The following is a 23,661-nucleotide window of genomic DNA, read 5'->3' as shown; positions in this document are numbered from 1 at the left end:
CAGCGATTACATTTATAGATACCGCTATACAATAATTTATCAAACCATTTTCTATTGACTCGCTGTAGCATTGAGTCTTTACAACATTTCATTTTTATTATTCCTAGGAAATTTACTAGATATTAGATATTTTTTAAACTAGTAGATGAATACTAAAACATTCATTATCAAAAAAACATTACAGGGCTATTACATAGCTGTTATGGATTATTACTAGGAGAAAATTTGATGTATTTGATGTATTTGATGTATTTGATGTATTTGATGTCTTAATCTTATTATGGATATTAGCCGCGTCGAGAGACACAACTCAATTCACTTTCTGTCGCGTTTACCGTACTGACGAAAATCGACTTCATAGTAGTTAGATATATGTAGTGGTCAACTGTATGTGGTGGAAGGTTTTTCTATTTTTAAAACTTCTAAGTCATTAGTAAATGGCAAAATGCCAAAATTGTCAAAATAGGCATAGCCTGATATTAAGTATTAGATAGGTGATCAAAAAAGAGCTTCCCTAGGGAAAGCCTTAAACACGTTTATCAGAGATTTGAGACTAAGAAAGAAGCTTAATTCGCTTAGCTTGAATCGCTGTAAGTGCGATTGTGTAAACGATATCGTCTACCAATGCGCCACGTGATAAATCATTTACTAGGTTTACGCATGCCTTGCAGCATTGGACCAATAGAGATTAGGTTTGCAGAGCGCTGTACCGCTTTTGTAAGTTGTGTTACCAGTATTAAGATCTGGGAATACAAATACAGTCGCTTTACCAGCTACAGGGCTGTTTGGCGCTTTGCTTTTCGCAACATTTTCCATGATAGCAGCGTCGTACTGTAATGGACCGTCGATGATTAAATCAGGGCGACGTTCTTGTGCGATCTTAGTTGCTTCACGTACTTTCTCTACATCACTACCTTGGCCAGATGAACCAGTTGAGTAAGAGATCATAGCAACGCGAGGATCGATACCGAATGCTTTCGCTGAATCAGCAGATTGAATCGCGATGTCAGCAAGTTGAGACGCATTTGGATCTGGGTTAATTGCACAATCACCGTACACTAACACTTGATCAGGTAGCAACATGAAGAAGATTGAAGACACTAGGTTTGAACCCGGTGCTGTTTTGATCAACTGCAGTGCTGGACGAATTGTGTTTGCTGTCGTGTGCACGGCACCAGATACAAGACCATCAACTTCAGACTGTTCTAACATCATAGTCGCAAGCACAACGTTATCTTCTAGTTGTTCACGTGCTACTACTTCAGTAAGGCCTTTGGCTTTACGCAGTTCAACCATAGGAGCAACATATTTTTCACGACATGTTATTGGATCTACGATTTCAACGCCGGCAGACAAGGTGATACCTTGGCTTTCTGCAACACGTTTAATCTCAGCTGGGTTACCAAGCAGTACTGGTGTCGCGATACCGCGTTCAGCACAGATGTTAGCCGCTTCAATTGTACGTGGCTCTTCACCTTCAGGTAGTACAACACGTTTCTTCGCTTTACGCGCTAATTCAGTTAACTGGTAACGGAATGCAGGTGGCGATAGACGACGAGTACGTTTAGTGCCAACCGTTAACGTTTCAATCCATTGCTTGTCGATGTGACTTGCAATGTATTCTTGAACTGCTTCGATGCGTGGTTTGTCATCTGCAGGGATATCAAGATTGAAGTTTTGAAGCGTTAATGCAGTCTGCCAAGTATTCGTTGGCGTTAGCATGATTGGTAGACCTGTAGCCATTGCTTGACTACAAAGTTTTAATACACTTGCGTCTGGACGTACATCACCTGTTAGTAGCAATGCGCCAATTTTAACGCCGTTCATTGCCGAAAGACATGCCGCAACGATAACGTCAGCACGATCGCCAGAAGTAACTAATAAGCCACCTGGACGGAAATGCTCAAGCATGTTTGGAATAGAACGTGCGCAGAACGTGATACCCACTAGACGACGTTCTTCGATGTCGCCTTCGTTTAGGATTTCAGCATTTAAGTGCTTAGCCAGATCTTTTGCACGAGGTGCAATCAGTTCTGCATTCCAAGGAATACAACCAAGGATCGGCATTGGGCTTTTGCCAAATACTTGTAGCACTTCTAGGTTATGGCTAGCATTACCTGCGTTTGCTTCAAACATTTCAGCCAGATCTGGACGGTTACGACCCGCTTCATCAAGTGGTGCGCCAACTTTGTTGATCACACAGCCAATGATGCGTTTGTTTTTGCTGCCACCGAAGTTTGAGCAAGCGATCTCTAAACGATCTTTTAGCTGTTCTGATGAATCTGTGCCTGGGTTAGTCACAAAGATCATTTCAGCATCAAGTGCTTTTGCGATGTTGTAGTTTACGTGGTTAGCAAAAGGTTGTTTTGCTGTTGGTACTAGACCTTCAACAACAACGATTTCAGCATCAACCATGTGCGATTCAAAACGCTCAACGATATCTTCAAGCAGTACGTCAGTTTTACCCGCGCCGATTAATTTTTCAGCGTGTGATAAAGTGAACGGTGTTGCAGGTGATGCATTCGTTCCTTGACGGATAATTTCAGTTGATAACTCAGGACCTTTTTCGCCTTGGCGAGGTTGAGCAATAGGTTTGAAAAAGTTAACGTTTAGGCCGTTGCGTTCAAACGCACGAACCATACCTAGACTAACAGAAGTTACGCCTACGCCTGCGCCAACTGGGATAAGCATTATAGTGCGAGCCACTAGCGTCACCTTATATTGGGATTGAGAAGAAAGAAAGGTGCGTTTACACCTTCCTTATTTTAAAATTAAACTGATTTAGCTAATCGCCGAACTAGATTAGGCTTACTGCATCTTGTGCAATAACAAGTTCTTCATTAGTAGAAATAACCATAGCTTTAATTTTACTATTTGCTGTAGTGATTGTACCTTCAGAACCAAAACGTGCTGCCGTATTCGCTGCTTCGTCAACTTCGATACCGAAGATAGACAGTTGGTTTAATACGATTGAACGGATAACATCAGAGTTTTCACCGATACCACCAGTAAATACGATAGCGTCGATACGGCCTAAAGCGGCTGCGTATGAAGCGATGTATTTAGCTAGACGGTAGCAAGAAAGTTCCATTGCGCGAACTGCGCCAACTTGACCTTCTGCATGGCCATCTTCGATAGCACGGCAATCGCTAGAAATTTCAGAAATACCTAATAAACCACTTTCGTTGTTAAGCATGCTGTTAACTTCTGCAAGCGTGTAGTTACACTGTGTAACTAAGTGGTTGATGATGCTTGGGTCAAGGTCACCACTACGTGTACCCATTACTAGACCTTCAAGTGGAGTCATACCCATGCTTGTGTCTACTGATTTACCATCTTTAATTGCACAAACTGATGCGCCGTTACCTAAATGACAGTTGATGATGTTAGTTTCTTCAACTTTTTGACCTAGAAGCGCAGCTGCTTCACGGCCAATAAATAGGTGGCTAGTGCCGTGCATGCCGTAACGACGGATACCATTTTCACGGTATAGTTTGTACGGAAGTGCGTATAGGTATGCTTTTTCAGGCATAGTCTGGTGGAACGCAGTATCGAAAACAGCTACTTGTGGAAGTGCTGGGAATGCTGCTTGTGCCGCACGGATACCGATAAGGTGAGCTGGGTTATGAAGTGGCGCTAGTGCTGCACAATCTTCGATGCCTTTGATCACTTCATCTGTGATGATTACTGATGACGTGAATTTTTCACCGCCGTGTACAACACGATGACCGATCGCAACAATAGCGTCGCTCATTGCTTGCTGTTCTTTTAGAATGTTATTTACGATGTATGCTACAGCTTCTTTGTGAGAAGCGAATGCGCCTAGATCGGCTGTGCCTTTATTGCCGTCAAGTTTCCACTTGATGCGTGCGTTTTCTAAATTAAAGCATTCTGCAAGACCTGATAATTTTTCATCACCAGATACTGAATCAAGAACTGCGAATTTAAGAGAAGAACTACCACAGTTTAGAACTAGAACGAGTTTATTCATGCGTAAAAACCTATTATGAAATAATCAATAAAATAACTGATAACAATCCTAGCGATATTGGCTTAGGTATCGTATCTTTATTAAAGCAGAGATATTGTCTGTGCTTAGTAAATTGGCTGACACTGTCATTTTTACGTACGATGTCGTAGTTGATACGACGAATGTTCGTTACTAAGTATCCATCTTAAAGAAATGACAACTTTCTAAAACTGTGAGTCATGTCACTCACATTTTACCTAAAAGTGTTAACTGGTTCATAGTTTACTTGCTATGGGGCGATATCTCAAAGTATATTTGTAATAAAGTTGATCTAAACCATTAACGTAACATTGATATACTATTTTACCTGCACCATGACATAGTGTATGGTTTGAACTATAGTAAATTTGTCTTTTGACAGGAGGATGCTGATGAGTGTATTTAAAAATACCTTATATAAAGGTCAACATTATATGCAGCGCTGGCCGATGAAAAAAGAACTGGCTGCTCGTTTTCCTGAAAATAGAGTTATTGCTGCTACTAAGCTTGGCTTTAAGACGATGCCGCCATTAGCCATTTTAACCGTGATGATGCAGTATTTATATGGTGACATGCAGCAATTACCCGCCAGTATTGCGATTGCATTATTATTTATTACACTACCAATGCAAGGTTTGTTCTGGTTAGGTAAACGTTCTGGCGAGTTATTACCTGTGTCATTAGCAAGTTGGTATCATGAGCTTTATCAAGGGTTAGTTACACAAGGTTGTGAACTTGAACCAGCCAAAAAAAATCCGCATTACAGTGAATTGGCTGATATTTTAGGAAGTGCATTTAAGCGTATGGACAAGGCATTCACGGTTAAGTAATCGACGATTTATTACTTAGAAGTTTGCTTACATAGGCACAAAAAATACCGATATTATGGCTAATATCGGTATTTTTTTGTCTTTTAAATGAGCCAGCGCTGTGTCGGACTGTGTATTTTCTGCGAAAGCGTTATGTCGTACGCTTATAAAGGGTGATGTTAAAGTCCAGCGTTAAGGTTAAATCGGTGGCATATAATTGCGCTTTTTGCTCGTCATTCATCTTCCAAGCCAGTGGCGTCATTTCCAATAAGTTTTTACTGTCTTTGGCTTGTGTCAGTGTGATCTCTTCTGTCAACCGCTGTTGCTCAACCACTTCAAAACCGGCAATTTCTTCAATCGTCATGTCATGTTTTTCAGGAGTTTGATAAATTTTCTGTTTCAATTCAAATAAATGCTCGGCAGCAGGCGTGACGGTAAGCAAGTAACCGCCGACTTTAATTATACGTGCTAATTCAGCATCTTGTGATGGTGCATAAATACGGGTCACTAAATCTTGGCTGGCATCGGCGAATGGGGTGTTGTAAGCGCTGGCCACACAAAAACTGATCGTCTTATAACGTTTTGCTGCATAACGGATCGCTGATTTAGAAATATCGAGTCCTGCGATTTGTGGCGTTGTATTAGCATCATTAAGCGTCGCCACAGCCTGCGCTAAGCGGTGGGTGTAATAACCTTCGCCACAGCCTAAGTCAAGAATGGTGGGGGCGTTGACAGCGATTAACGCTTGCTGAGCTATGCTATTAACCTTGTCTGATAGTGATTGATAAAAGCCTTGGTCCAGAAATTCACGCCGCGCTTGCATCATCTCTTTGTTGTCACCCGGATTTTTTGATTTTTTGTTTTGTACAGGCAACAGATTTACGTAACCTTCTTTTGCTAAATCAAATTGGTGGCGTTGCTCGCAAACTAGACTTTTGTCTTGTGCAGATAAAGGGCGAGCGCAGATAGGGCAGAGGTAGTTCATGTGATCTCATTATTCTGATGGCGATTAGCAAAAAGGCTAAAACAAAAAAACCGATCATAGCATAGAGCTCGGATCGGTTTGTAATAGAATGCGCTTTGAACGATTAATAAATTACATTATCTTTGTATTCTAATAAGATGTTTTGAATGCGGTCCATAGTGTCTTTACTGGGTGGCGGCACACCATCAAGCGGGTAATCATAACCCATGGTTTTCCATTTATGCAGACCGAGTTCGTGGTAAGGCAGCAATTCCACTTTCTCAATATTACTCATGTGTTGAATAAATTTACCCAACTGATGCGCAGATGCATCATCATCGGTATAACCGGGTACCACCACATAACGTATCCAGGTTTTCTGATTCCGTTTTTCTAAATACTCGGCAAATTCTAACGTGCGCTTGTTACTCACCCCCGCTAATTCTTGGTGAATGTCGTCGTTCACTTGCTTTAAATCCAACATCACTAAGTCAGTAACATCGAGCACTTCGTCAATCACGTCGGTGTATTTACGAATATAGCCGTTAGTGTCTAAGCAGGTATTAACACCTTCGGCTTGCGCGGCAGTAAAAAAGTCACGGACAAATTCAGGCTGTAGCATTGCTTCGCCGCCTGATGCTGTTACACCCCCACCTGTTGCTAGCATAAATGCCTTGTATGAAATAAGTTCACGAATTAATTCATCAACGGTTGTGTCTTTACCTGAATGCAGATCCCATGAATCACGGTTGTGACAATACAGGCAACGCATTAAGCAGCCTTGCATGAACACGATATAACGAATACCTGGTCCATCTACGGAGCCAAAAGATTCAGTAGAATGAATGCGTCCGACTGTGCTACATAACTCGGTAGAATCAATCGGTTTATTAAGCGGCATAATATCTCCAAAAGATAGGGCTATACAGTTATTATAAAAGGTCTATATAGTTATTATAAATACAAAAGCCTTACAGGTGTAAGGCTTTTGTTTGTTGTCACTATAAAAACAACCGCTGGTTATATTTTATAATGTTATTCCGACAGTCTTAGAATGATTGCTGGAATGTACGTGTGATCACGTCTTGTTGCTGTTCCGATGTTAGCGAGTTGAAACGTACCGCGTAACCAGACACTCGAATAGTCAGTTGTGGGTATTTATCTGGGTGCTTAATCGCGTCTAGTAACATTGAGCGATCCATCACGTTAACGTTTAAGTGCTGACCACCTTCAATCGCACTGCTGTGCTTGAAGTAACCATCCATTAAACCGGCAAGGTTAGTACGACGGATATCGTCAGTTTTACCGAGTGCGTTTGGTACGATAGAGAAAGTATAAGAGATACCATCTTTGGCGTATTCAAACGGTAGTTTGGCAACGGATGTTAGGGCTGCGATTGCGCCTTTTTCATCACGACCATGCATCGGGTTTGCGCCCGGTGCGAATGGTGCGCCGGCACGACGACCATCGGGTGTTGTACCGGTTTTCTTACCGTATACCACGTTTGATGTAATTGTTAGTACTGACTGTGTTGGTTTCGCATCACGGTACATTTTGTGGCTAGACACTTTCTTCATGAAAGTTTCAACTAGTTCACAAGCGATATCATCAACACGTGAATCGTTGTTACCAAATTTAGGATAATCACCTTCGATTTCAAAATCGACTGCAATACCATTTTCATCACGAATTGGTTTAACTTTTGCGTATTTAATTGCAGAAAGTGAATCAGCAGTAACTGATAGACCAGCGATACCACATGCCATTGTACGTTCTACGTCACGGTCATGTAATGCCATTAATGATGCTTCATACGAGTATTTGTCGTGTGAATAGTGGATTGAGTTTAGCGCAGTAACATACGTTGTTGCTAACCAATCCATCACTTTGTCATAACGCGCTCTAATATCTGCGTAATCAAGTACATCATCGGTGATCTTGTCTGCTTTAGGACCAATTTGGATTTTTAGTTTTTCATCTACGCCGCCATTGATTGTATATAACAATGCTTTAGCAAGGTTACTACGAGCGCCGAAGAACTGCATTTGTTTACCCACGATCATTGGTGATACACAACATGCAATAGCATAGTCATCATTGTCGAAGTCGGTACGCATTAAATCATCATTTTCGTACTGGATTGATGATGTATCAATCGATACTTTTGCACAGTAGCGTTTGAAGGCTAGTGGTAAATGCTCAGCCCACAATACCGTGATGTTTGGCTCTGGTGACGGACCCATAGTGTATTGTGTGTGTAGTACACGGAATGATGATTTGGTTACCAATGAACGGCCATCTGTGCCCATACCAGCGATAGTTTCTGTTGCCCAGATTGGGTCACCAGAGAATAACTCATCGTATTCTGGCGTACGTAAGAAACGCACCATACGCAGTTTCATGACCAGGTGGTCGATCATTTCCTGTGCGTCAGATTCGGTAATGATACCCGCTTGTAAATCACGTTCGATGTATACATCTAAGAAGGTCGTTACACGACCAAAGCTCATTGCTGCGCCATTTTGTGATTTAACTGCCGCAAGGTAGCCGAAGTAAGTCCACTGGATCGCTTCTTTTGCGTTTGTTGCAGGACCAGCAATATCGAAACCGTACGTTGCCGCCATTTCTTTGATTTGTGCTAGGGCACGGTACTGCTCAGAGATCTCTTCGCGTAAACGCATTGTTGCTTCTAGGTCTTCACCTGAGTAGAACTTCGCTTCTAATGATTGTTGTTGGGCAAATTTATCTTTCATTAGGAAGTCGATGCCGTATACAGCCACACGACGGTAATCACCAATGATACGACCACGACCGTATGCATCTGGTAAACCAGTGAGGATACCTGACTTACGACATTTCATGATGTCGCTTGTATAAACGTCAAATACACCTTGGTTGTGTGTTTTACGGTATTCAGAGAAGATTTTCTTGGTTACTGGATCCAGTTCTTTACCATATGCTTTACAAGAACCTTCAACCATACGAATACCGCCATTAGCGATGATGGCACGTTTTAATGGTTTTTCAGTTTGTAGACCAACAATTGTTTCTAGACTTTGGTCAATGTAACCAGCGGCATGTGAGGTAATTGTTGATGGCACAGAAGTATCAAAATCAAGTGGCGCATGGGTGCTGTTTTCGATTTTGATGCCTTCCATGACATTATTCCAAAGCGTATCTGTTGCTGGGGTTGCATCCGCTAGGAAAGATTCATCACCGGTAAATTCTGTGTAGTTTTTCTGGATGAAATCACGTAAGTTAACTTCGTTTGTCCATTCACCCGTAGTGAAACCTTGCCACGCTTGATCAAAAATTGTTTGTTCAGTCATAAGTACACCTAATCTATTAATATTCTAAAAAATGTAATTTCAAAGTTTGCTATCTGTTGTGTTTACAACAGATATTAAGATTCTTTATTGCAGTAGATAGCCCAGTATGTCAGGCCAACCAATACGCCCCCGCCAATGATGTTGCCGATGGTGACAGGAATAAGATTATTAAATACAAAGTTAGATAATGTTAAATCGGTAAAGTCAGCTGGGTTAGCGCCGGTGAGCAACCAAAATTCAGGACCGGAAAAGTTCGCAATAACATACCCGAGTGGGATCATAAACATGTTAGCGATACTGTGTTCGTAACCCGATGCCACGAACATGGTTACCGGTAATGCGATAGCCACAAATTTATCGGTAATTGAGCGCGCGGCAAAACTCATCCATATACCAAGGCACACAAGTAGGTTTGCCAGGATACCGAGGGTGACAGCTTGAATAAAAGTATGGTGCAATTTGTGTTGAGCTATCTTCATGGCATTGATACCCCAGGCGCCATCTGCGACGAGGTGCTGCTTGGCTAATACCATTAACATCACAAAGAAGAGGCAGCCAATGAAGTTACCTGCATATACCACGGCCCAGTTCTTTGCCAGTTGCAGGGTTGTTATCTTGTTATTGGCACGGGCAATTATTGTTAAGATGGAACTGGTAAACAGTTCGCCACCACAAACCACAACAAGTAATAGACCGAGACTAAAGGCAAAACCACCCATGAATTTTTTTAAACCATAAGCAACATCAGCGGTGCCTGTTGTTACCGTCGTATAGAAGGCGAATGCGATAGAGATGAATACACCAGCAGTGATAGCAAGCATAAAGGCTTGTTTAGGTGCTTTAGTTGCTTTTGCTACGCCGATAGATTCTGCTTTTTTTAGCAGTTCTGGTGGTAGGATCGCATCAAATGGGCTTACTGTTTTCATTGTTTAGTCTCAATAAATAACTCAGGTGTATTATTACCTATCTTGGAGTATATCGAAAGTGATCTAGATCAACATTTGGCTATTTTATGTTTTTTTATTACGAAAAACGGCATTTAACACTTTTACTGGCGTCCAAATACTGTAATTAAGTTACGTAAACGGCACTTTTGGCTAAACTTTATTTTAACTGTGAAAATAAAGTTTAAAACACTACCTTAATGGGTATTTACCAACGCAACCACTAATATCCTCGTTATCTTACAATAAAATGTCGAAAATGATCACGCTGGATATCGCGTATACATGGTCAATCAGGCTGCTAATTAAGGTCTAGGTAGTGTTAAAGTCTAAATTAGCCTGTGTTCATGTTATCTGAATGACTAATTTGCTATGTTAAATGTTGTTTTTATGTTGCAGTCTTTAATGTTAGTTTGAATTTAAGTTTTGCACATGTTTTATATTGTTATAAATCGTATTTAGGATGAATAGAATGAGTAGCAGTCCCACATTAGACATCAAGAATTTGCATAAGTCGTTTGGTGACAATGAAGTCCTGAAAGGAATCGATTTGACTGCAAACAAAGGTGATGTGATCTCGATTATCGGATCATCAGGCTCTGGTAAAAGTACTTTTTTACGTTGTATTAATTTATTAGAAATGCCAACCGCAGGTGATATTTCGGTGAATGGTGAATTAATCGAAATGATTGATGGACGCGACGGTAATAGAACTATCGCGAATAAAAAACAAGTTCAACGTATTCGTTCACGTTTAGCCATGGTATTTCAAGGCTTTAATTTATGGTCGCACATGACGGTCATTGAAAATGTGATCGAAGCACCAATTCAGGTTTTGGGTCTCTCGCGCAGCGACGCCTTGGCAAGTGCAGAACAATATTTGAAGAAAGTTGATTTATGGGAAAAAAAAGACTTTTACCCAAGTCAGCTCTCTGGTGGTCAAAAACAACGAGTGGCGATTGCCCGTGCACTGGCGGTTGAACCGGAAGTGTTGTTATTTGATGAACCAACTTCCGCATTGGATCCTGAATTAGTTGGTGAAGTATTACGGGTAATGCGAAGCCTGGCTGAAGAAGGCAGAACTATGCTAGTCGTTACCCATGAAATGGCATTTGCACGTGATGTATCCACTAAGGTTATCTTTTTACACCAAGGTAAAATTGAAGAGCAGGGCGATCCGAAAGAATTATTTGATAACCCGAGATCAGAACGTGTTAAACAGTTCTTAGCCCCAAAATATTAAGAGCTGGCTCCAAAATACTAAGCGTTAGCACCAAAAAATTAAACGCTAACACCAAAATATTAGAAAAATATAACTATAATAAAACGACTACAAACACATGATCATTGATTGATCTCATTATAATAATAGGGAAATACTTATGAAAAAATTAGCCTGCGTCATTGCAACAAGCTTATTGCTTTCTTCAGCTGTAGTAGCAAAAGAATGGACGGATGTTCGTTTAGGTGTTGATTCACCTTACAAGCCATTTGAATATAAAACGCCAGATGGCGAGCTGACCGGTTTTGAAATCGACTTAGGTAATGAAGTTTGTAAACGCGCTAATTGGAACTGTACTTGGGTTGTACAATCTTGGGACGGTATTATTCCTGGTTTATTATCACGTAAATACGATGCTATTTTCTCTTCTATGTCGATTACTGACGCGCGTAAGAAGAAGGTACTTTTCTCTGAACCTTATTACAATACACCAAGCGCTTGGTTTGCAGCTGCAGACTTTAAACTTGATGTAGCAGATAAAGCCGCATTCAAAAAATTACGTATTGGTGTACAGCGCGGTACAGTACAAGATACACATGTCACTGAGAATTATGCTAGCAATAACAAAATTAAGCGTTATAACACCAGTGGTGACTTATTGCTTGATCTTGAAGGCGGTCGTTTAGACATGGTATTACTGGATTTCCCAGTAGGGGATACTACGTTACTTATCCCTGAGAAAAAAGGCGCTTATGCAGCCGTTGGCGATACATTCCAACTGGGTGAAGGCATGGGTGTAGCAATGCGTAAACGTGATAAATCACTTGCCGCTACATTCAATAAAGTATTAGCAGAAATCAAAACAGATGGTACATACGAGACTATCCAAGCTAAATACTTCAGCTACAGTATTAAAATGTAGTCTCTTTATCGTTGCGCAAGCGTGCATGACGATAATAACAATGGACGTTTAGTGAAAACTATTAGTTAAGGCTATTAGTGACCGCCAAGCGTCCACTGCTTTTCTGGGAATATTATGTTAGATCTCCAAGGTTATGGGCCAGGTATTTTTAATGGCGCTATATTGACCGTTAAACTCGCCATCTTTTCATTAGTCATTGCTGTGTTGCTTGGACTGATTACCGCCGTTGCCCGTTATTCAGGTGGTAAAATTTCTTCTGTGTTAGCTGTGTCTTATACCAGTTTAGTCCGTGGTGTGCCGGATCTGGTGTTAATGATGCTGATTTATTTTGGCTTGCAAGTCGGACTAAATAATTTTTCGGAATGGTTATACGAATTACATGAAACCTATGCCATCAATGCGTTTTATATCGAACACGGCTGGTTAACATTATCTGCGTTTTATGAAGATGGTATGTATTTTAATATCGATGAATTTAGTGCCGGTGTGCTGACGATTGGTTTCATTTTTGGTGCCTATATGGGCGAGACATTCCGTGGTGCTTTATTGTCTGTAGATAAAGGCCAATTAGAAGCCGCAACCGCTTATGGTATGTCTGACTGGCAGGTATTCCATCGTGTGATGTTTCCACAGATGATGCGTTTTGCCCTGCCGGGTATTGGTAACAACTGGTTAGTGTTGGTTAAAACCACCGCCCTGGTATCGATTATCGGCTTATCTGATATGGTTAAGTTGGCGAAAGAAGCGGCGATGACAACCTTTGAACCGTTTCTGTTTTTCATTCCCGTTGCGTTTGTGTATTTAGCGATTACCACGGTGAGTGAAATTGTACTGAAATATTTAGAACGTCACTTTAGCAAAGGTGTAGAAGGTCATTAATATGTTAGATCAACTGGTTACTTTGCTTGAGCAAAATGAAATGTTTACCCCAAGTACCTTAAATGAGTATTGGGATGGTACGGTATTGACGGTACAACTGGCGTTTTTATCTGTTGTCATTGGTTTCTTTCTGGCGGTGCCGTTAGCGATCATGCGTGCGAGTCAGTATGTGTGGTTATCACGTGGTATTTGGCTATTTACTTATGTGTTCCGTGGTACGCCGTTATTGATCCAGCTGTATCTGATTTATTATGGTGTGACCATGATTGATGGTATTCAAGACAGCGCAATATGGTTTTTACTCGAAGATGCATTCTACCCGTGTTTGTTAGCGTTTGTATTAAATACTGCCGCATACAGTACCGAGATCATTCGTGGCTCATTGCTGACAACCGATAAAGGTGAAATTGAAGCGGCACAAGCCTATGGCATGAGCGATTTTCAGGTCCTGCGTCGTATTATTTTACCGTCGGCCTTCCGTCGTGCGTTGCCTGCTTATAGTAATGAAGTGATATTTATGCTGCATGCAACGTCAATCGCCAGTGTGGTGACCTTGGTTGACATAACGGGTGCGGGTTATAATGTGTATTCACGTTTTTATGCCCCGTTTGAAGCATTTATTTTTGCGGGTGCTATCTATCTGTGTTTATGTTTTGCTATCTTTGCAGTATTCAAAAGGTTAGAAAAGCGCGCGTTTAAACACCTTGCTTAATGACTTTTAGACCGTCATGAAGAGTAGACTGTAATGACGAGTAGATCGTAATACTTAATCTTTAAAATAAATAGTAGGCCGTTGTGGGTGATCACAACGGCCTTGTATTTCGTGTCGACATACTTTTATCCAAAAGCCTTCAACAGCATCCCTTCAGTAGTATATTTCAACTCTGAACCTAGTGTGTTTTCGCCACCCGCTGCTGTACTAATTGTGCGTCGTTGATCTTGTAACGTGACGCGAGCAAGTAGGTGATATAAAACTTATAAATATTGTTCACATAATCCACTGTTTCTCTGCCGATGACTTTAGCGGCAATCTTCTCGACATGGTTAAACCAAATGTTCGGGTTTAAGCCTTCCTTCAACGCCCGTTTTCTTAAGCGAATTAACTTAGCTGGACCGGCGTTATAAGCGGCAAAACTGAGTAATAGTGAGTCGAGTTTAGTGATCTTGTCGTGACTAAAATAACGCTGCTGCATAAAGTGTAAATACTTCACGCCCGCATGGATATTCTCATCCACCTGGTTGATGTTTTTAATATTGATATAAGGTTCGTTGGCGGTTGAGGGCAATACTTGCATCACCCCGACAGCGCCGCGATGGCTAATGGCTTTTTGGTTGAGCCGAGACTCTTGATAGGCTTGCGCAAGAATAAGCTGCCAGTCGAACTTGTACTGCTTGGCGTACTTTTTAATGATCTGTTCGGTTTCTAAATAACGGTTTTCAAACTGTTGGTGAATAACTTTTTTTAACCACGGGTGTCTCACCAGATAGCGGCGGTGCAGGATGTTGCCGATCTTGGTGCCTTTTTTATGTTTGGCAATAAACTGATTTAAGCTGCGGGTTAAGTGTGGCGTGTGGTTTCGTACCGCCCAAGTACTGGGAATACGACTGCCAACCGCCAATTTGGGGTGAATTTTTATATTTTTATATAACCTTTTCCACAAGCGTAAGCTGTGGTTAGAGGTCATCGTCATGAATAATTGCTTGTTGTCGACCATATCTAAAATTTCGAAGTCTTCAAGTTCGTCGCTGACAATATTGATGTAAATGGGTGGTTCGTTGAGATGGAATAACTGCTTGTTGATGTGTTGTAACTGCTGGTGGTAAATACTATTGCGGCGTATCCATATTTCCTTGCCTGAGAGCTGTTTTATATCCTGGTATTCTTTTGTCGATTTATGGCTGACGAGTAATAATTGATGGTCGGTATAGATGGGCTCGGTATGGGTAACTTGGTTCTGTTGGCGTTGTGGCGTCATTAAAGGACCAATGGCTATATCACCATAACCCTGGGCGAGTAAGCTGATTATCTGACTACTCGGCACCGGAATAAACAGGATGTTAAGTTTTAACTTGGTGTCTTTGAAGTGCTTCTGATTAAGGTGTTTTTCGTATTCCCGCATCATGTCATAAGCAAGACCACGCGGACGACTTTGGTAAATAAAATAATACGCGGGATGATTAACGACCAGTACTTTGATAGTGCGTTTTTTTAATAGCTGGGGAAGATCTTCAAAGCTCGGTTGGCTATGAATACTAAGCTGCTGCTGGGCGACCGAGCGGTGTGTAATTGAAGGCTGAACACGAGGGGTTGTTGACGTCGCGTTGTTATCGGTAGATTTTAAAACAATTCCCTTTGGATTTAAAACCATCGCTTTTGGCGTAGTAACATGTGGCACGAGGGCATTACTGATTGTATCGTCTGCGCTCTGTGTTAGCAGCGAGATCCGAGAGGATCTAATCGCAGCGGTGATCACTGAATCGTTGTTCGCGGAATACTGTCCATGACTTGGAGATATGCTGACAATAACACAGAGAAGTAAGCTGTTTGTTGCTGTAGTGCATATCTTGCTCCATTGTATGGCCATCATCGCATCTGATATATGAGTGTTTAGGTAACATTAATGTTAGACACATATTTCTGAAATGCGTTTTTGAGATATGAAATAGCTCAGGCATATTAACCTAAGCTATTGTACTGTTTATAAGTTTAGCGATCTAAAAGTTTGTACGTTTAGTTAACTAAAATTATAAGGATTGTTAACCAAACGTTGTCCAGATTGGCGCGTGATCCGATGGTTTTTCGATGGCACGTAGTTCGTAATCGACATCGCTTTCCACCACTTTAGCGTTCAACGTAGCTGTCGCTAAGATCACATCAATACGCAGTCCACGGTTGTCTGGGAAACCTTTTGAGCGGTAATCAAACCAGCTATAGCGATCGCTTACTTCAGGTTTGATAGTACGGAATGTATCGTGTAGACCAAAACCTTGTAGTTTGGCTAACCATTCGCGTTCTTCTGGTTGAAAGCTACATTTACCGGTTTTTAACCAACGCTTGGCATTGGGTTCACCGATACCGATATCTTTATCTGCTGGTGAAATATTGATATCACCCATCACGATCAGGTCATCTTCTGCAGTGTGATTGTCGTTAAGGTAGATGTTTAGATCTTGATAGAACTTGCGCTTGTACGGGTATTTGGTTTCGTGGCTGATGTTTTCGCCTTGTGGGAAATAACCGTTTAGCACTGTGATTGGTTTGCCAGATGTTTGCTCAAACGTCACCATGATCATACGTTTTTGCGCTTCTTCGTCATCGGTTGGGAAACCATATTGCACTTTAATTGCTTCTACGTCTGCAATCGTGCTCTTTTTCACCATCATAGCAACACCGTAATGGGCTTTCTGACCGTGGAAGAATACGTGATAACCCATGTCCTCAACGGCGGCTATTGGGAACATCTCGTTGTGTACTTTGATTTCTTGTAGGCCAATTACGTCAGGCGAATGTTTGTCGATGATCGCTTGTAATTGATGTAATCGAGCTCGAAGGCCGTTAATATTAAATGAGATAATTTTCATTACTGAAATAGTCCTTGTTGGATCATTGATTCTAATACAGCTCAACTTAGCGTTAGCACGGTATACGTTTATGTGTTCATAATATTGGGGAATCTTTATAAAATAGGTTAGAGATTCGCTCTTTTCTTCTCATGCATACGCTGAATATTGAACTCTTTTCTAAGTTCAGCTTTACGTTCAGATTGTTGATCTGATAACGGGAAGTTTTTTAGCTCGATAAAAGTATCGGAGATCTTCTTGGTGACTTCTGGCCACGGGCGTTCGACTTTGACGAGTAGCGCTATGCACACTTGTACCTTATTCAGTGCTGCACCGGTATTGAGTGGCGCGATAGACAGTGCGGTTTCAAAGTGTTGCAGTGCGACTTCAAGATTGCCGTCAGTAAATGCTTCAATACCCAGCTTGTTGTGGTGCTGAAATTGAACTTCTTTACTGTCTTCTTCACCACGGATGCTGGCAAGTAATTTTTCACTGTGGGCGCTAGAATGTTGGATGAAAGGTTTTAACTTTTCTGCAAACTCAAACTCTTCTAATTCGACGAGCAAATTAACCAGTTGCGGCCCTAACCATTCTGGTGTGCCTTCGGGCTCAGTCAGATAAGCTTCATTACTTTTTAGCAAGGTATGTTTGGCTTTAACCTGATTACCTTTTACATTATGAATCGATGCTAAACTGTAACCTTCAAGCGCTAACAATGCGTCTTCTTCCACATAAGGGTGTTGCTGAGAACCTCGCTGAAACAACCCACTGATCTCTTGTAGTAACCGACCTTGCTTAAATTTATCTTCTTCGTTTTTAGCCACGAGAATGATGGCTTGTACATAATTAATTAAATGCTGAGGATCTTGATGAATCGTATTTTTGGTCTGCATTAAAATCGCGAAAAAGGCTTCTTTCGCTATTGCGTTCATATTGGTATCAAGCGCTAACTCGGCTAGGAGCCTTTGACGGTTTAATGATAAGTGTGAATGTTTGATTGCGCGTTGCACGATACCCAGCGCTTTTTCGCTGTCGCCACCATCTTTGAAACATTGTGCTAACCAATCGTAACCATCTAATATCATAGGGTTAAATTTTATTATATCGGATAGTAACGGAATTGCTAGTTGGTATTTTTTCTCTAAGCAGTACACCCGGCCTAACAGCAATTGCGCATGGGTATGCGGGTGGTCTTCTATAAATTCTTCTAAGATAATACGTGCTTCTGCGTACTTTTGTTTTTCAATTAACAGCTCAGCTTTAAACAAACGACAGAAATTACGATAGCGAGCAGAGTAGATAATTGCGTTGTCACACTCTTCCATTGCTTGAGGGAAATCATTATCTTTAATCGCTTGATAGATAGGTAGCAAGGCTTCTTTCTTATTGAAGGCTCTTTGGATACGTAAATTCAACTCGTTTTGTGAGAATGGCTTCATCAAATAATCATCAGGTGTCATTTGAATTGCACTTAATACAATGGCTTTAGAGTTATCACCGGTGACTAAGAAAAATACGGTGTGGATAGGCAGTAGATTATGGACTTTGAGTGCTTCAAATAACTGTCGACCATTAATGCCTGAGCCAAGGTTATAGTCCACGAGTAATAAGTCAAAGGTATTATGACGACATTGTTTTAACGCATCTTCGGCACTGCCTACATTAATTACATCCTTAGCGCCAAAATTAATCAACATGGTTTTGAGCATGATCTGAAAAGCACGTTGGTCATCAACAATGAGCACGCGTTTATTTCGATAGTCAAAATTCTTATTCATGTTTATTGGATGCTCAAGGGTAATAGATAAATTTAGACGCTAATGATTAGCATTAACCACAATAGCAGGTATGCATAATAGTGTCTTGAGAGGAACACTGTTTTGTTAATTAGAACCTATAGTTGAGTGTTTTTTGTGCGCAGGTGTAAGCAGAAAGTACTGGAAGTGTATAGAGAGAGTGGTGGAGGGAGAAGGATTCGAACCTTCGAAGGCTGAGCCGTCAGATTTACAGTCTGATCCCTTTGGCCACTCGGGAACCCCTCCACATTTTCTCTATTTTGTCATCTATTGCTAGATGGTATTTTACCCTGATGACTGCGATTACATTGGCCTATTTTATGGCTGAAAATGTAAGTCAACAAAGTAGAATGATGGTGGAGAGAGAAGGATTCGAACCTTCGAAGGCTGAGCCGTCAGATTTACAGTCTGATCCCTTTGGCCACTCGGGAACCTCTCCACAAATAATACTTTTTTCATCTACTCGCATTGGTAGATGTTGTCTTCACTCTGTCGATTACGTTAAGACCTATTTAAGGCATAGTACATTGGCCACAATGTAATTCTTACATATACATAATCAGCAAAGCTAAATGATGGTGGAGAGAGAAGGATTCGAACCTTCGAAGGCTGAGCCGTCAGATTTACAGTCTGATCCCTTTGGCCACTCGGGAACCTCTCCACAAATAATGCTTTTTTTCATCTACTCGCATTGGCAGATGTTGTATTCACTCTATCGATTACGTTAAGACCTATTTAAGGCATAGTACATTGGCCACAATGTAATTCTTATATATACATAATCAGCAAAGCTAAATGATGGTGGAGAGAGAAGGATTCGAACCTTCGAAGGCTGAGCCGTCAGATTTACAGTCTGATCCCTTTGGCCACTCGGGAACCTCTCCACAAATAATGCTTTTTTTCATCTACTCGCATTGGTAGATGTTGTTATCATGTCGACCATTTATAACATTTTAAAATGAGTTTATGCAATCAACATAACGTAAATATTGTGGTGGAGGGAGAAGGATTCGAACCTTCGAAGGCTGAGCCGTCAGATTTACAGTCTGATCCCTTTGGCCACTCGGGAACCCCTCCACAAGTACGGAACGGATAGTATCAGAAAATGTATATATGTGAATAAAAACTTCGAATAAACAGCTAAATATTTTGAAAATCAGGCCGATAACTTACTAGTTGATTATTTCGCGGCAAAATCTGGTTATTCTGCGCGCAATCTTGTTAAGAGGTACCTTATTTACGTTCAATCGATACGACAACATGCCTTAATTGATGAGCTACAACTTGGCCAACAATTAAATAAATGTGCTTTAAATGGTGATAGAGCTAAATTTGCTTTGCTATTAAGTATGTTGTCATCTGACATTTCTGATCAGAAACAAATCGAAATTAAGCAACCTGCCGTTGATACGTCAGCGTATGATGCTGCCCGTATGTTACGACTGAATGAATATGCCGCTAAAAACAATATGGCGGCAATGCGCTTGGAGATCTGTTTTTCTCCGGAAATTGGTGTGGCTGTTGGTGATATTAACTATGTGCCCGAATCTGTTGTACAAAATAGTTCTCATTTATTACAGCAAAAATTAGCCCTCGATTCGTTAATTAAACCCACAGCGAATGAGTTCGCACAATCCCTTACCTCCTCTCAAGATCCAGACCCACTTGAAAATCAACCAAGTACGGCAAGCTTATTAGATGTGTTAAATAGTTATAATGCAGATAAACCGCTAAAAATTACCGAGTATCGTTAAAAATTGTTTAAAATATTTTTTAGATAGTACACAAGATAGGACTGGATTGTTACACGGTGTTAACATATCATGATGTTATACAATCTATCAGAGTTGTTGTGGCGCGGGTTATACTTAATTAATGGCCCTCACAACACTAACTTATAATGGTGAATATAATGTCTGAGCTCAGTAGTTCTGTGGAAACAGAAGGCAAGTCAGGCTCAATGGCTCAAGACGATATCGTCTATGCGCATATCTTTGATGCTATTCTTGAACGTCGTCTCCCGCCAGGAACAAAATTAAATGAAGAAGCGTTAGGTGACATTTTTGGTGTCAGTCGTACTATTATACGCCGTTCATTATTACGTTTATCTCACGAGCAAGTTGTCGTTATCCGACCTAATCGTGGTGCGATTGTTGCGGCCCCGTCGGTTGAAGAAGCAAAGCAAGTATTTATTGCCAGACAAGCATTAGAAGCGGCAATTACTGAATTAGCGGTGATGAATGCGACGGCGAAACAAATTAGTTCATTACGTAAACTGATCGTACTTGAAAATGCAGCGACTAACCAAGGTGATCTGGGCAAAGCGATCCGTTTGTCTGGTGAGTTCCATTTACAGTTAGCTGAGATGTCAGCCAATGTCCCGTTACTTAATTTTCAACGCAGCTTAGTATCATTAACCTCATTGATTATTGCTCAATATGAAGTCGGTAATAGCACACCTTGTGTTTTAGACGAGCACAGCCGTTTATTAGATGCGATTGAAGCAAAAGATGTGGTAACAGCCTGTCAATTAATGCAGGAACATTTAGAACACATTGAATCAAAACTTAACCTTGATGGCGAGACGGTATCAAGCGACCTGCATGTGGTCTTCTCGAATGTATTAAATAAAAAATAATCGCGGTTCTTTACTCTGCGACTCTAAGCCAGGCTAATCAGTCTGGCTTTTTTGTTTTATTTTTCGTGTCGTTTTTATCTTTTAAGTACCCATAGAATTATATTCCCTTTAAACAACTCCGACCTCTCCACCTCATCTGTAGTTGATTTTATTGCTTACGACCAGCGTTCAGCATAAGTCATTGTTTTAACTGGGTACATAATTTATCTTTGTATTTTAAATCCTCTGTTAGTGCTCACTGCATCATAATAACCGACCCCTTTATCGACCCACTTCTGTACCCAGATCAAAGTTATCACATTGACAGGTTAACTTTTTGTTACATTCCTGTAAATTTATGAAACATTATTTAACTAAATTGTATTAATGATTGTACTGATGTTGGTTTTATTATGTGGACCATTAATATTGAAAATTGACGAACTGCATGAATAGTCGCTTTTTAGTTAATGAACGAAACTAATTTGAATGAGTTGTCAGTAAGGAAATATAGCAAAAGTATTAAATCATAAATGGATAATCGGTAATGCCGAAACATAACAAGGAAATATGATGAGTAATGCACAACCTGTAGAAACACTAAGTACACCATCTAAAGGTGGGTTACTAGAAAAATTATTTAAACTATCAGAGCATGGCACCACGGTGAAAACTGAAATGATGGCTGGTTTAACCACCTTTGTCACCATGGCGTATATCATTTTTATTAACCCGGAATTAATGGCTAAAACCGGTATGGACAAGGATGCTTTATTCGTGGCTACCTGTGTCGGTGCTGCAATCGGCTGTATGTTAATGGGTCTTTATGCCAACTGGCCTGTTGGTTTAGCACCAGGTATGGGCTTGAACGCTTTTTTCACTTATACCGTAGTATTTGATATGGGTCATACCTGGCAAGTCGCGATGGCTGCCGTATTTGTATCAGGGGTGTTATTCGCGCTGATGAGTTTTTATAAGATCAGAGAATGGATATTAGACAGTATACCCGTTAGCTTACGCTATGCGATGACGGCGGGTGTCGGTCTGTTTTTAGGTGTTATCGGTCTTAAAAATGCGGGCATTATCGTTGCTTTTGAACCGACGCTAATGACGGTTGGTAACTTTAAAGATCCGAGTGTACTACTGGCTGGTATTACCTTTTTGATTATCGGTACTTTATTTCGTCGTAATTTATTTGGCGCGGTTTTAATTGGTATGTTAGTAACGACATTAGTCGGTATACCATTAGGTTTAGTGACGGCGCCAAGTTCGATTATATCGACACCGCCGAGTCTTGGTCCATTATTCATGAGCATGGATTTTGAGCATTTATTTTATAATGCTGAAGGCCTGTTTAATGTTGGTATGATCAGTGTGATCATCTCGTTCTTGTTTGTGAACATGTTTGATACTGCAGGTACATTAATGGGGGTGGCTGATAAAGCTAACCTTATCGATGACAAAGGTAATATCAAAAACTTAAAGAAATCCCTTAAAGCCGATTCAGTATCAAGTGTGCTTGGTGCTTGTGTAGGTTGTCCGCCAGTAACATCTTATGTTGAAAGTGCAGCGGGTGTAGCGGCAGGTGGACGTACAGGTCTAACTGCGGTCACAGTTGGTGTGTTATTTTTATTAGCGACTTTCTTTGCTGATATAGCCTTGATCATTCCGAGTTATGCAACCTCTGGTGCGCTGATCTTTGTTGCCTTCTTAATGATGAGTGGCTTAAGTAAAATCAATTGGGATGAGTTTACTGATTATGTACCTGCTTGTATTACTGCGATGATGATGGCGTTTACCTTCTCGATTGCGAACGGTATTGCGTTAGGCTTTATTGCGTATACGTTCTTAAAGGTAGGCTCAGGTAAATCGGAAGAAGTATCATCGAGCATTTGGGTGTTAACGGCAATCTTTGTGGCCAAATTTGCGCTAATGTAATTGGTATTAGGTATAAAAAAGGATAAGTCCTGATATCAGGCTTATCCTTTTGTGTTTGTGATAGCCATTCAACCAGACCTATTCACGAGGGCAGTATTTGGCGTTGTTATCATTCATCTGTGAGCAAATTTGCCGACTGAACCCCGCGTATGGCACACAGCTCATCAAGTTCAGATAAATCGCCACTGATGCCGATTGCACCGAGTAATTCTTGCTCGCTGTTTCTAATTAAAATACCACCTGCGACAGGTAATACATTACCGTCTGCTAGCGCGGTAACGGCGGTCATGAACGCGGGACGTTGTTCTGCATCTGTGGCTAATTTACGTGACGAGCAGCCCATTGCGAGTGCCCCCCAAGCTTTTGCTGATGCGATCTCTGGGCGCATCATGCTCGCGCCGTCTTGACGCTGTAATGAAATCAATTTACCGCCGCTATCTAAAACCGCCACCGTTAACGGTTTACTATTTTCTTTTACCGCTGCATTGAATGCACCTTGGGTGATAGTTAAGGCTTCTTGTAGTGTTAAATTCATGTATTTCTCCAAATTAATGCTGTGTTATTTGCTAATCAATCAAGATAGACATCTTCAATCCTAAACCTTCGCACTACAGCCTGTATTGCATGATCCAGTCGATATTTATTGAATCAAGAATCAGTGTGAAAATATA

The 23,661-nt window shown here is 40.9% G+C and carries 17 protein-coding genes, 5 tRNA genes and 1 pseudogene; 8 read left to right on the top strand and 15 right to left on the bottom strand.

Translation table 11 applies throughout. The annotated features are described in order from the left end of the window. Nucleotides 1-553: 553 nt before the first annotated feature. Nucleotides 554-2,706 (bottom strand): annotated as a pseudogene (gene pta / locus PE36_RS12185) (phosphate acetyltransferase). Between the two features lie 91 nt (nucleotides 2,707-2,797). Further along, nucleotides 2,798-3,991 (bottom strand): acetate kinase, encoded by a 1,194-nt coding sequence (locus PE36_RS12180; RefSeq protein ID WP_006032340.1) that lies wholly within the window; start codon nucleotides 3,989-3,991, stop codon nucleotides 2,798-2,800. Nucleotides 3,992-4,401: 410 nt separating this feature from the next. Between PE36_RS12180 and yfbV the strand changes: the two genes are divergently transcribed. Then, the gene (gene yfbV / locus PE36_RS12175; protein ID WP_043994476.1) at nucleotides 4,402-4,839 is read left to right on the top strand and encodes a terminus macrodomain insulation protein YfbV; all 438 of its coding nucleotides are present in this window, start codon (nucleotides 4,402-4,404) and stop codon (nucleotides 4,837-4,839) included. A 130-nt stretch (nucleotides 4,840-4,969) separates the two neighbouring features. Here the strand turns inward: yfbV and rlmA are convergent, their stop codons facing one another. The 4 genes from rlmA to focA all read right to left on the bottom strand — a co-directional run bounded on the left by rlmA (nucleotide 4,970) and on the right by focA (nucleotide 10,037). Further along, complete coding sequence (gene rlmA, locus PE36_RS12170) at nucleotides 4,970-5,803, bottom strand: 23S rRNA (guanine(745)-N(1))-methyltransferase (protein ID WP_006032338.1); 834 nt, start codon at nucleotides 5,801-5,803, stop codon at nucleotides 4,970-4,972. 103 nt (nucleotides 5,804-5,906) lie between these two features. Next, complete coding sequence (pflA, locus tag PE36_RS12165; RefSeq protein WP_006032337.1) at nucleotides 5,907-6,683, bottom strand: pyruvate formate lyase 1-activating protein; 777 nt, start codon at nucleotides 6,681-6,683, stop codon at nucleotides 5,907-5,909. Between the two features lie 148 nt (nucleotides 6,684-6,831). Continuing rightward, the gene (gene pflB, locus PE36_RS12160; protein ID WP_006032336.1) at nucleotides 6,832-9,111 is read right to left on the bottom strand and encodes a formate C-acetyltransferase; all 2,280 of its coding nucleotides are present in this window, start codon (nucleotides 9,109-9,111) and stop codon (nucleotides 6,832-6,834) included. 74 nt (nucleotides 9,112-9,185) lie between these two features. Next, on the bottom strand, nucleotides 9,186-10,037 hold the full coding sequence (gene focA / locus PE36_RS12155) for a formate transporter FocA (RefSeq protein WP_006032335.1): 852 nt from the start codon (nucleotides 10,035-10,037) through the stop codon (nucleotides 9,186-9,188). A gap of 490 nt (nucleotides 10,038-10,527) precedes the next feature. Between focA and PE36_RS12150 the strand changes: the two genes are divergently transcribed. From PE36_RS12150 to PE36_RS12135, 4 genes are all read left to right on the top strand, one after another. Beyond that, a complete protein-coding gene (locus PE36_RS12150; RefSeq protein ID WP_006032334.1) occupies nucleotides 10,528-11,298 on the top strand; it encodes an ABC transporter ATP-binding protein in 771 nt (256 codons plus the stop codon). A gap of 139 nt (nucleotides 11,299-11,437) precedes the next feature. Further along, a complete protein-coding gene (locus PE36_RS12145) occupies nucleotides 11,438-12,199 on the top strand; it encodes a transporter substrate-binding domain-containing protein (RefSeq protein ID WP_006032333.1) in 762 nt (253 codons plus the stop codon). Nucleotides 12,200-12,313: 114 nt separating this feature from the next. Continuing rightward, nucleotides 12,314-13,078 carry an ABC transporter permease gene (locus tag PE36_RS12140; protein ID WP_006032332.1) on the top strand — a complete coding sequence of 255 codons (765 nt, stop codon included), beginning with the start codon at nucleotides 12,314-12,316 and terminating at the stop codon, nucleotides 13,076-13,078. 1 nt (nucleotide 13,079) lies between these two features. Next, nucleotides 13,080-13,790: an ABC transporter permease gene (locus tag PE36_RS12135; RefSeq protein ID WP_006032331.1), complete on the top strand. Its 711-nt coding sequence runs from the start codon at nucleotides 13,080-13,082 to the stop codon at nucleotides 13,788-13,790. A 178-nt stretch (nucleotides 13,791-13,968) separates the two neighbouring features. On the opposite strand, the gene PE36_RS12130 is transcribed toward PE36_RS12135, so the two are convergent. The 8 genes from PE36_RS12130 to PE36_RS12095 form a co-directional block, all read right to left on the bottom strand. After that, complete coding sequence (locus PE36_RS12130; RefSeq protein WP_232286579.1) at nucleotides 13,969-15,666, bottom strand: lytic transglycosylase F; 1,698 nt, start codon at nucleotides 15,664-15,666, stop codon at nucleotides 13,969-13,971. A gap of 169 nt (nucleotides 15,667-15,835) precedes the next feature. Then, complete coding sequence (xthA, locus tag PE36_RS12125; RefSeq protein WP_006032329.1) at nucleotides 15,836-16,660, bottom strand: exodeoxyribonuclease III; 825 nt, start codon at nucleotides 16,658-16,660, stop codon at nucleotides 15,836-15,838. Between the two features lie 107 nt (nucleotides 16,661-16,767). Next, on the bottom strand, nucleotides 16,768-18,417 hold the full coding sequence (locus PE36_RS12120) for a response regulator (RefSeq protein WP_006032328.1): 1,650 nt from the start codon (nucleotides 18,415-18,417) through the stop codon (nucleotides 16,768-16,770). 179 nt (nucleotides 18,418-18,596) lie between these two features. Further along, a tRNA-Tyr gene (locus PE36_RS12115) sits at nucleotides 18,597-18,681 on the bottom strand. Between the two features lie 108 nt (nucleotides 18,682-18,789). Further along, nucleotides 18,790-18,874: transfer RNA gene (locus tag PE36_RS12110), tRNA-Tyr, on the bottom strand. Nucleotides 18,875-19,011: 137 nt separating this feature from the next. Further along, nucleotides 19,012-19,096, bottom strand: a tRNA-Tyr gene (locus PE36_RS12105). A gap of 138 nt (nucleotides 19,097-19,234) precedes the next feature. Continuing rightward, nucleotides 19,235-19,319 (bottom strand) — tRNA-Tyr (locus PE36_RS12100). A 108-nt stretch (nucleotides 19,320-19,427) separates the two neighbouring features. Beyond that, nucleotides 19,428-19,512 (bottom strand) — tRNA-Tyr (locus PE36_RS12095). Nucleotides 19,513-19,670: 158 nt separating this feature from the next. Here PE36_RS12095 and PE36_RS12090 point away from each other — a divergent pair. The 3 genes from PE36_RS12090 to PE36_RS12080 all read left to right on the top strand — a co-directional run bounded on the left by PE36_RS12090 (nucleotide 19,671) and on the right by PE36_RS12080 (nucleotide 22,990). Next, nucleotides 19,671-20,189, top strand: a complete 519-nt coding sequence (locus tag PE36_RS12090) for a VC2046/SO_2500 family protein (protein WP_369751264.1) — start codon at nucleotides 19,671-19,673, stop codon at nucleotides 20,187-20,189. A gap of 158 nt (nucleotides 20,190-20,347) precedes the next feature. Further along, on the top strand, nucleotides 20,348-21,073 hold the full coding sequence (locus PE36_RS12085; protein ID WP_006032325.1) for a GntR family transcriptional regulator: 726 nt from the start codon (nucleotides 20,348-20,350) through the stop codon (nucleotides 21,071-21,073). 549 nt (nucleotides 21,074-21,622) lie between these two features. Continuing rightward, nucleotides 21,623-22,990 (top strand): NCS2 family permease, encoded by a 1,368-nt coding sequence (locus PE36_RS12080; RefSeq protein WP_006032324.1) that lies wholly within the window; start codon nucleotides 21,623-21,625, stop codon nucleotides 22,988-22,990. Nucleotides 22,991-23,099: 109 nt separating this feature from the next. On the opposite strand, the gene PE36_RS12075 is transcribed toward PE36_RS12080, so the two are convergent. Further along, complete coding sequence (locus PE36_RS12075; RefSeq protein ID WP_006032323.1) at nucleotides 23,100-23,525, bottom strand: heme-binding protein; 426 nt, start codon at nucleotides 23,523-23,525, stop codon at nucleotides 23,100-23,102. Nucleotides 23,526-23,661 lie beyond the last annotated feature (136 nt).

Origin of the sequence: Moritella sp. PE36 (genome assembly GCF_000170855.1) — a bacterium.
Classification (GTDB): Bacteria; Pseudomonadota; Gammaproteobacteria; order Enterobacterales; family Moritellaceae; genus Moritella.
The sequence above is the reverse complement of the archived record's forward strand: the minus strand, read 5'-3'. Positions and strand labels throughout refer to the sequence as shown.

Excerpts from the sequence above, each read along its gene's own strand:
- pflA (WP_006032337.1), bottom strand. The coding sequence starts at position 6,683 with ATGCCGCTTAATAAACCGATTGATTCTACCGAGTTATGTAGCACAGTC.
- pflB (WP_006032336.1), bottom strand. The coding sequence starts at position 9,111 with ATGACTGAACAAACAATTTTTGATCAAGCGTGGCAAGGTTTCACTACG.
- PE36_RS12120 (WP_006032328.1), bottom strand. The coding sequence starts at position 18,417 with ATGAATAAGAATTTTGACTATCGAAATAAACGCGTGCTCATTGTTGAT.
- PE36_RS12130 (WP_232286579.1), bottom strand. The coding sequence starts at position 15,666 with ATGATGGCCATACAATGGAGCAAGATATGCACTACAGCAACAAACAGC.
- PE36_RS12180 (WP_006032340.1), bottom strand. The coding sequence starts at position 3,991 with ATGAATAAACTCGTTCTAGTTCTAAACTGTGGTAGTTCTTCTCTTAAA.
- PE36_RS12080 (WP_006032324.1), top strand. The coding sequence starts at position 21,623 with ATGATGAGTAATGCACAACCTGTAGAAACACTAAGTACACCATCTAAA.
- PE36_RS12085 (WP_006032325.1), top strand. The coding sequence starts at position 20,348 with ATGTCTGAGCTCAGTAGTTCTGTGGAAACAGAAGGCAAGTCAGGCTCA.
- yfbV (WP_043994476.1), top strand. The coding sequence starts at position 4,402 with ATGAGTGTATTTAAAAATACCTTATATAAAGGTCAACATTATATGCAG.
- PE36_RS12075 (WP_006032323.1), bottom strand. The coding sequence starts at position 23,525 with ATGAATTTAACACTACAAGAAGCCTTAACTATCACCCAAGGTGCATTC.
- PE36_RS12135 (WP_006032331.1), top strand. The coding sequence starts at position 13,080 with ATGTTAGATCAACTGGTTACTTTGCTTGAGCAAAATGAAATGTTTACC.
- PE36_RS12145 (WP_006032333.1), top strand. The coding sequence starts at position 11,438 with ATGAAAAAATTAGCCTGCGTCATTGCAACAAGCTTATTGCTTTCTTCA.
- rlmA (WP_006032338.1), bottom strand. The coding sequence starts at position 5,803 with ATGAACTACCTCTGCCCTATCTGCGCTCGCCCTTTATCTGCACAAGAC.
- focA (WP_006032335.1), bottom strand. The coding sequence starts at position 10,037 with ATGAAAACAGTAAGCCCATTTGATGCGATCCTACCACCAGAACTGCTA.
- PE36_RS12140 (WP_006032332.1), top strand. The coding sequence starts at position 12,314 with ATGTTAGATCTCCAAGGTTATGGGCCAGGTATTTTTAATGGCGCTATA.
- PE36_RS12150 (WP_006032334.1), top strand. The coding sequence starts at position 10,528 with ATGAGTAGCAGTCCCACATTAGACATCAAGAATTTGCATAAGTCGTTT.
- xthA (WP_006032329.1), bottom strand. The coding sequence starts at position 16,660 with ATGAAAATTATCTCATTTAATATTAACGGCCTTCGAGCTCGATTACAT.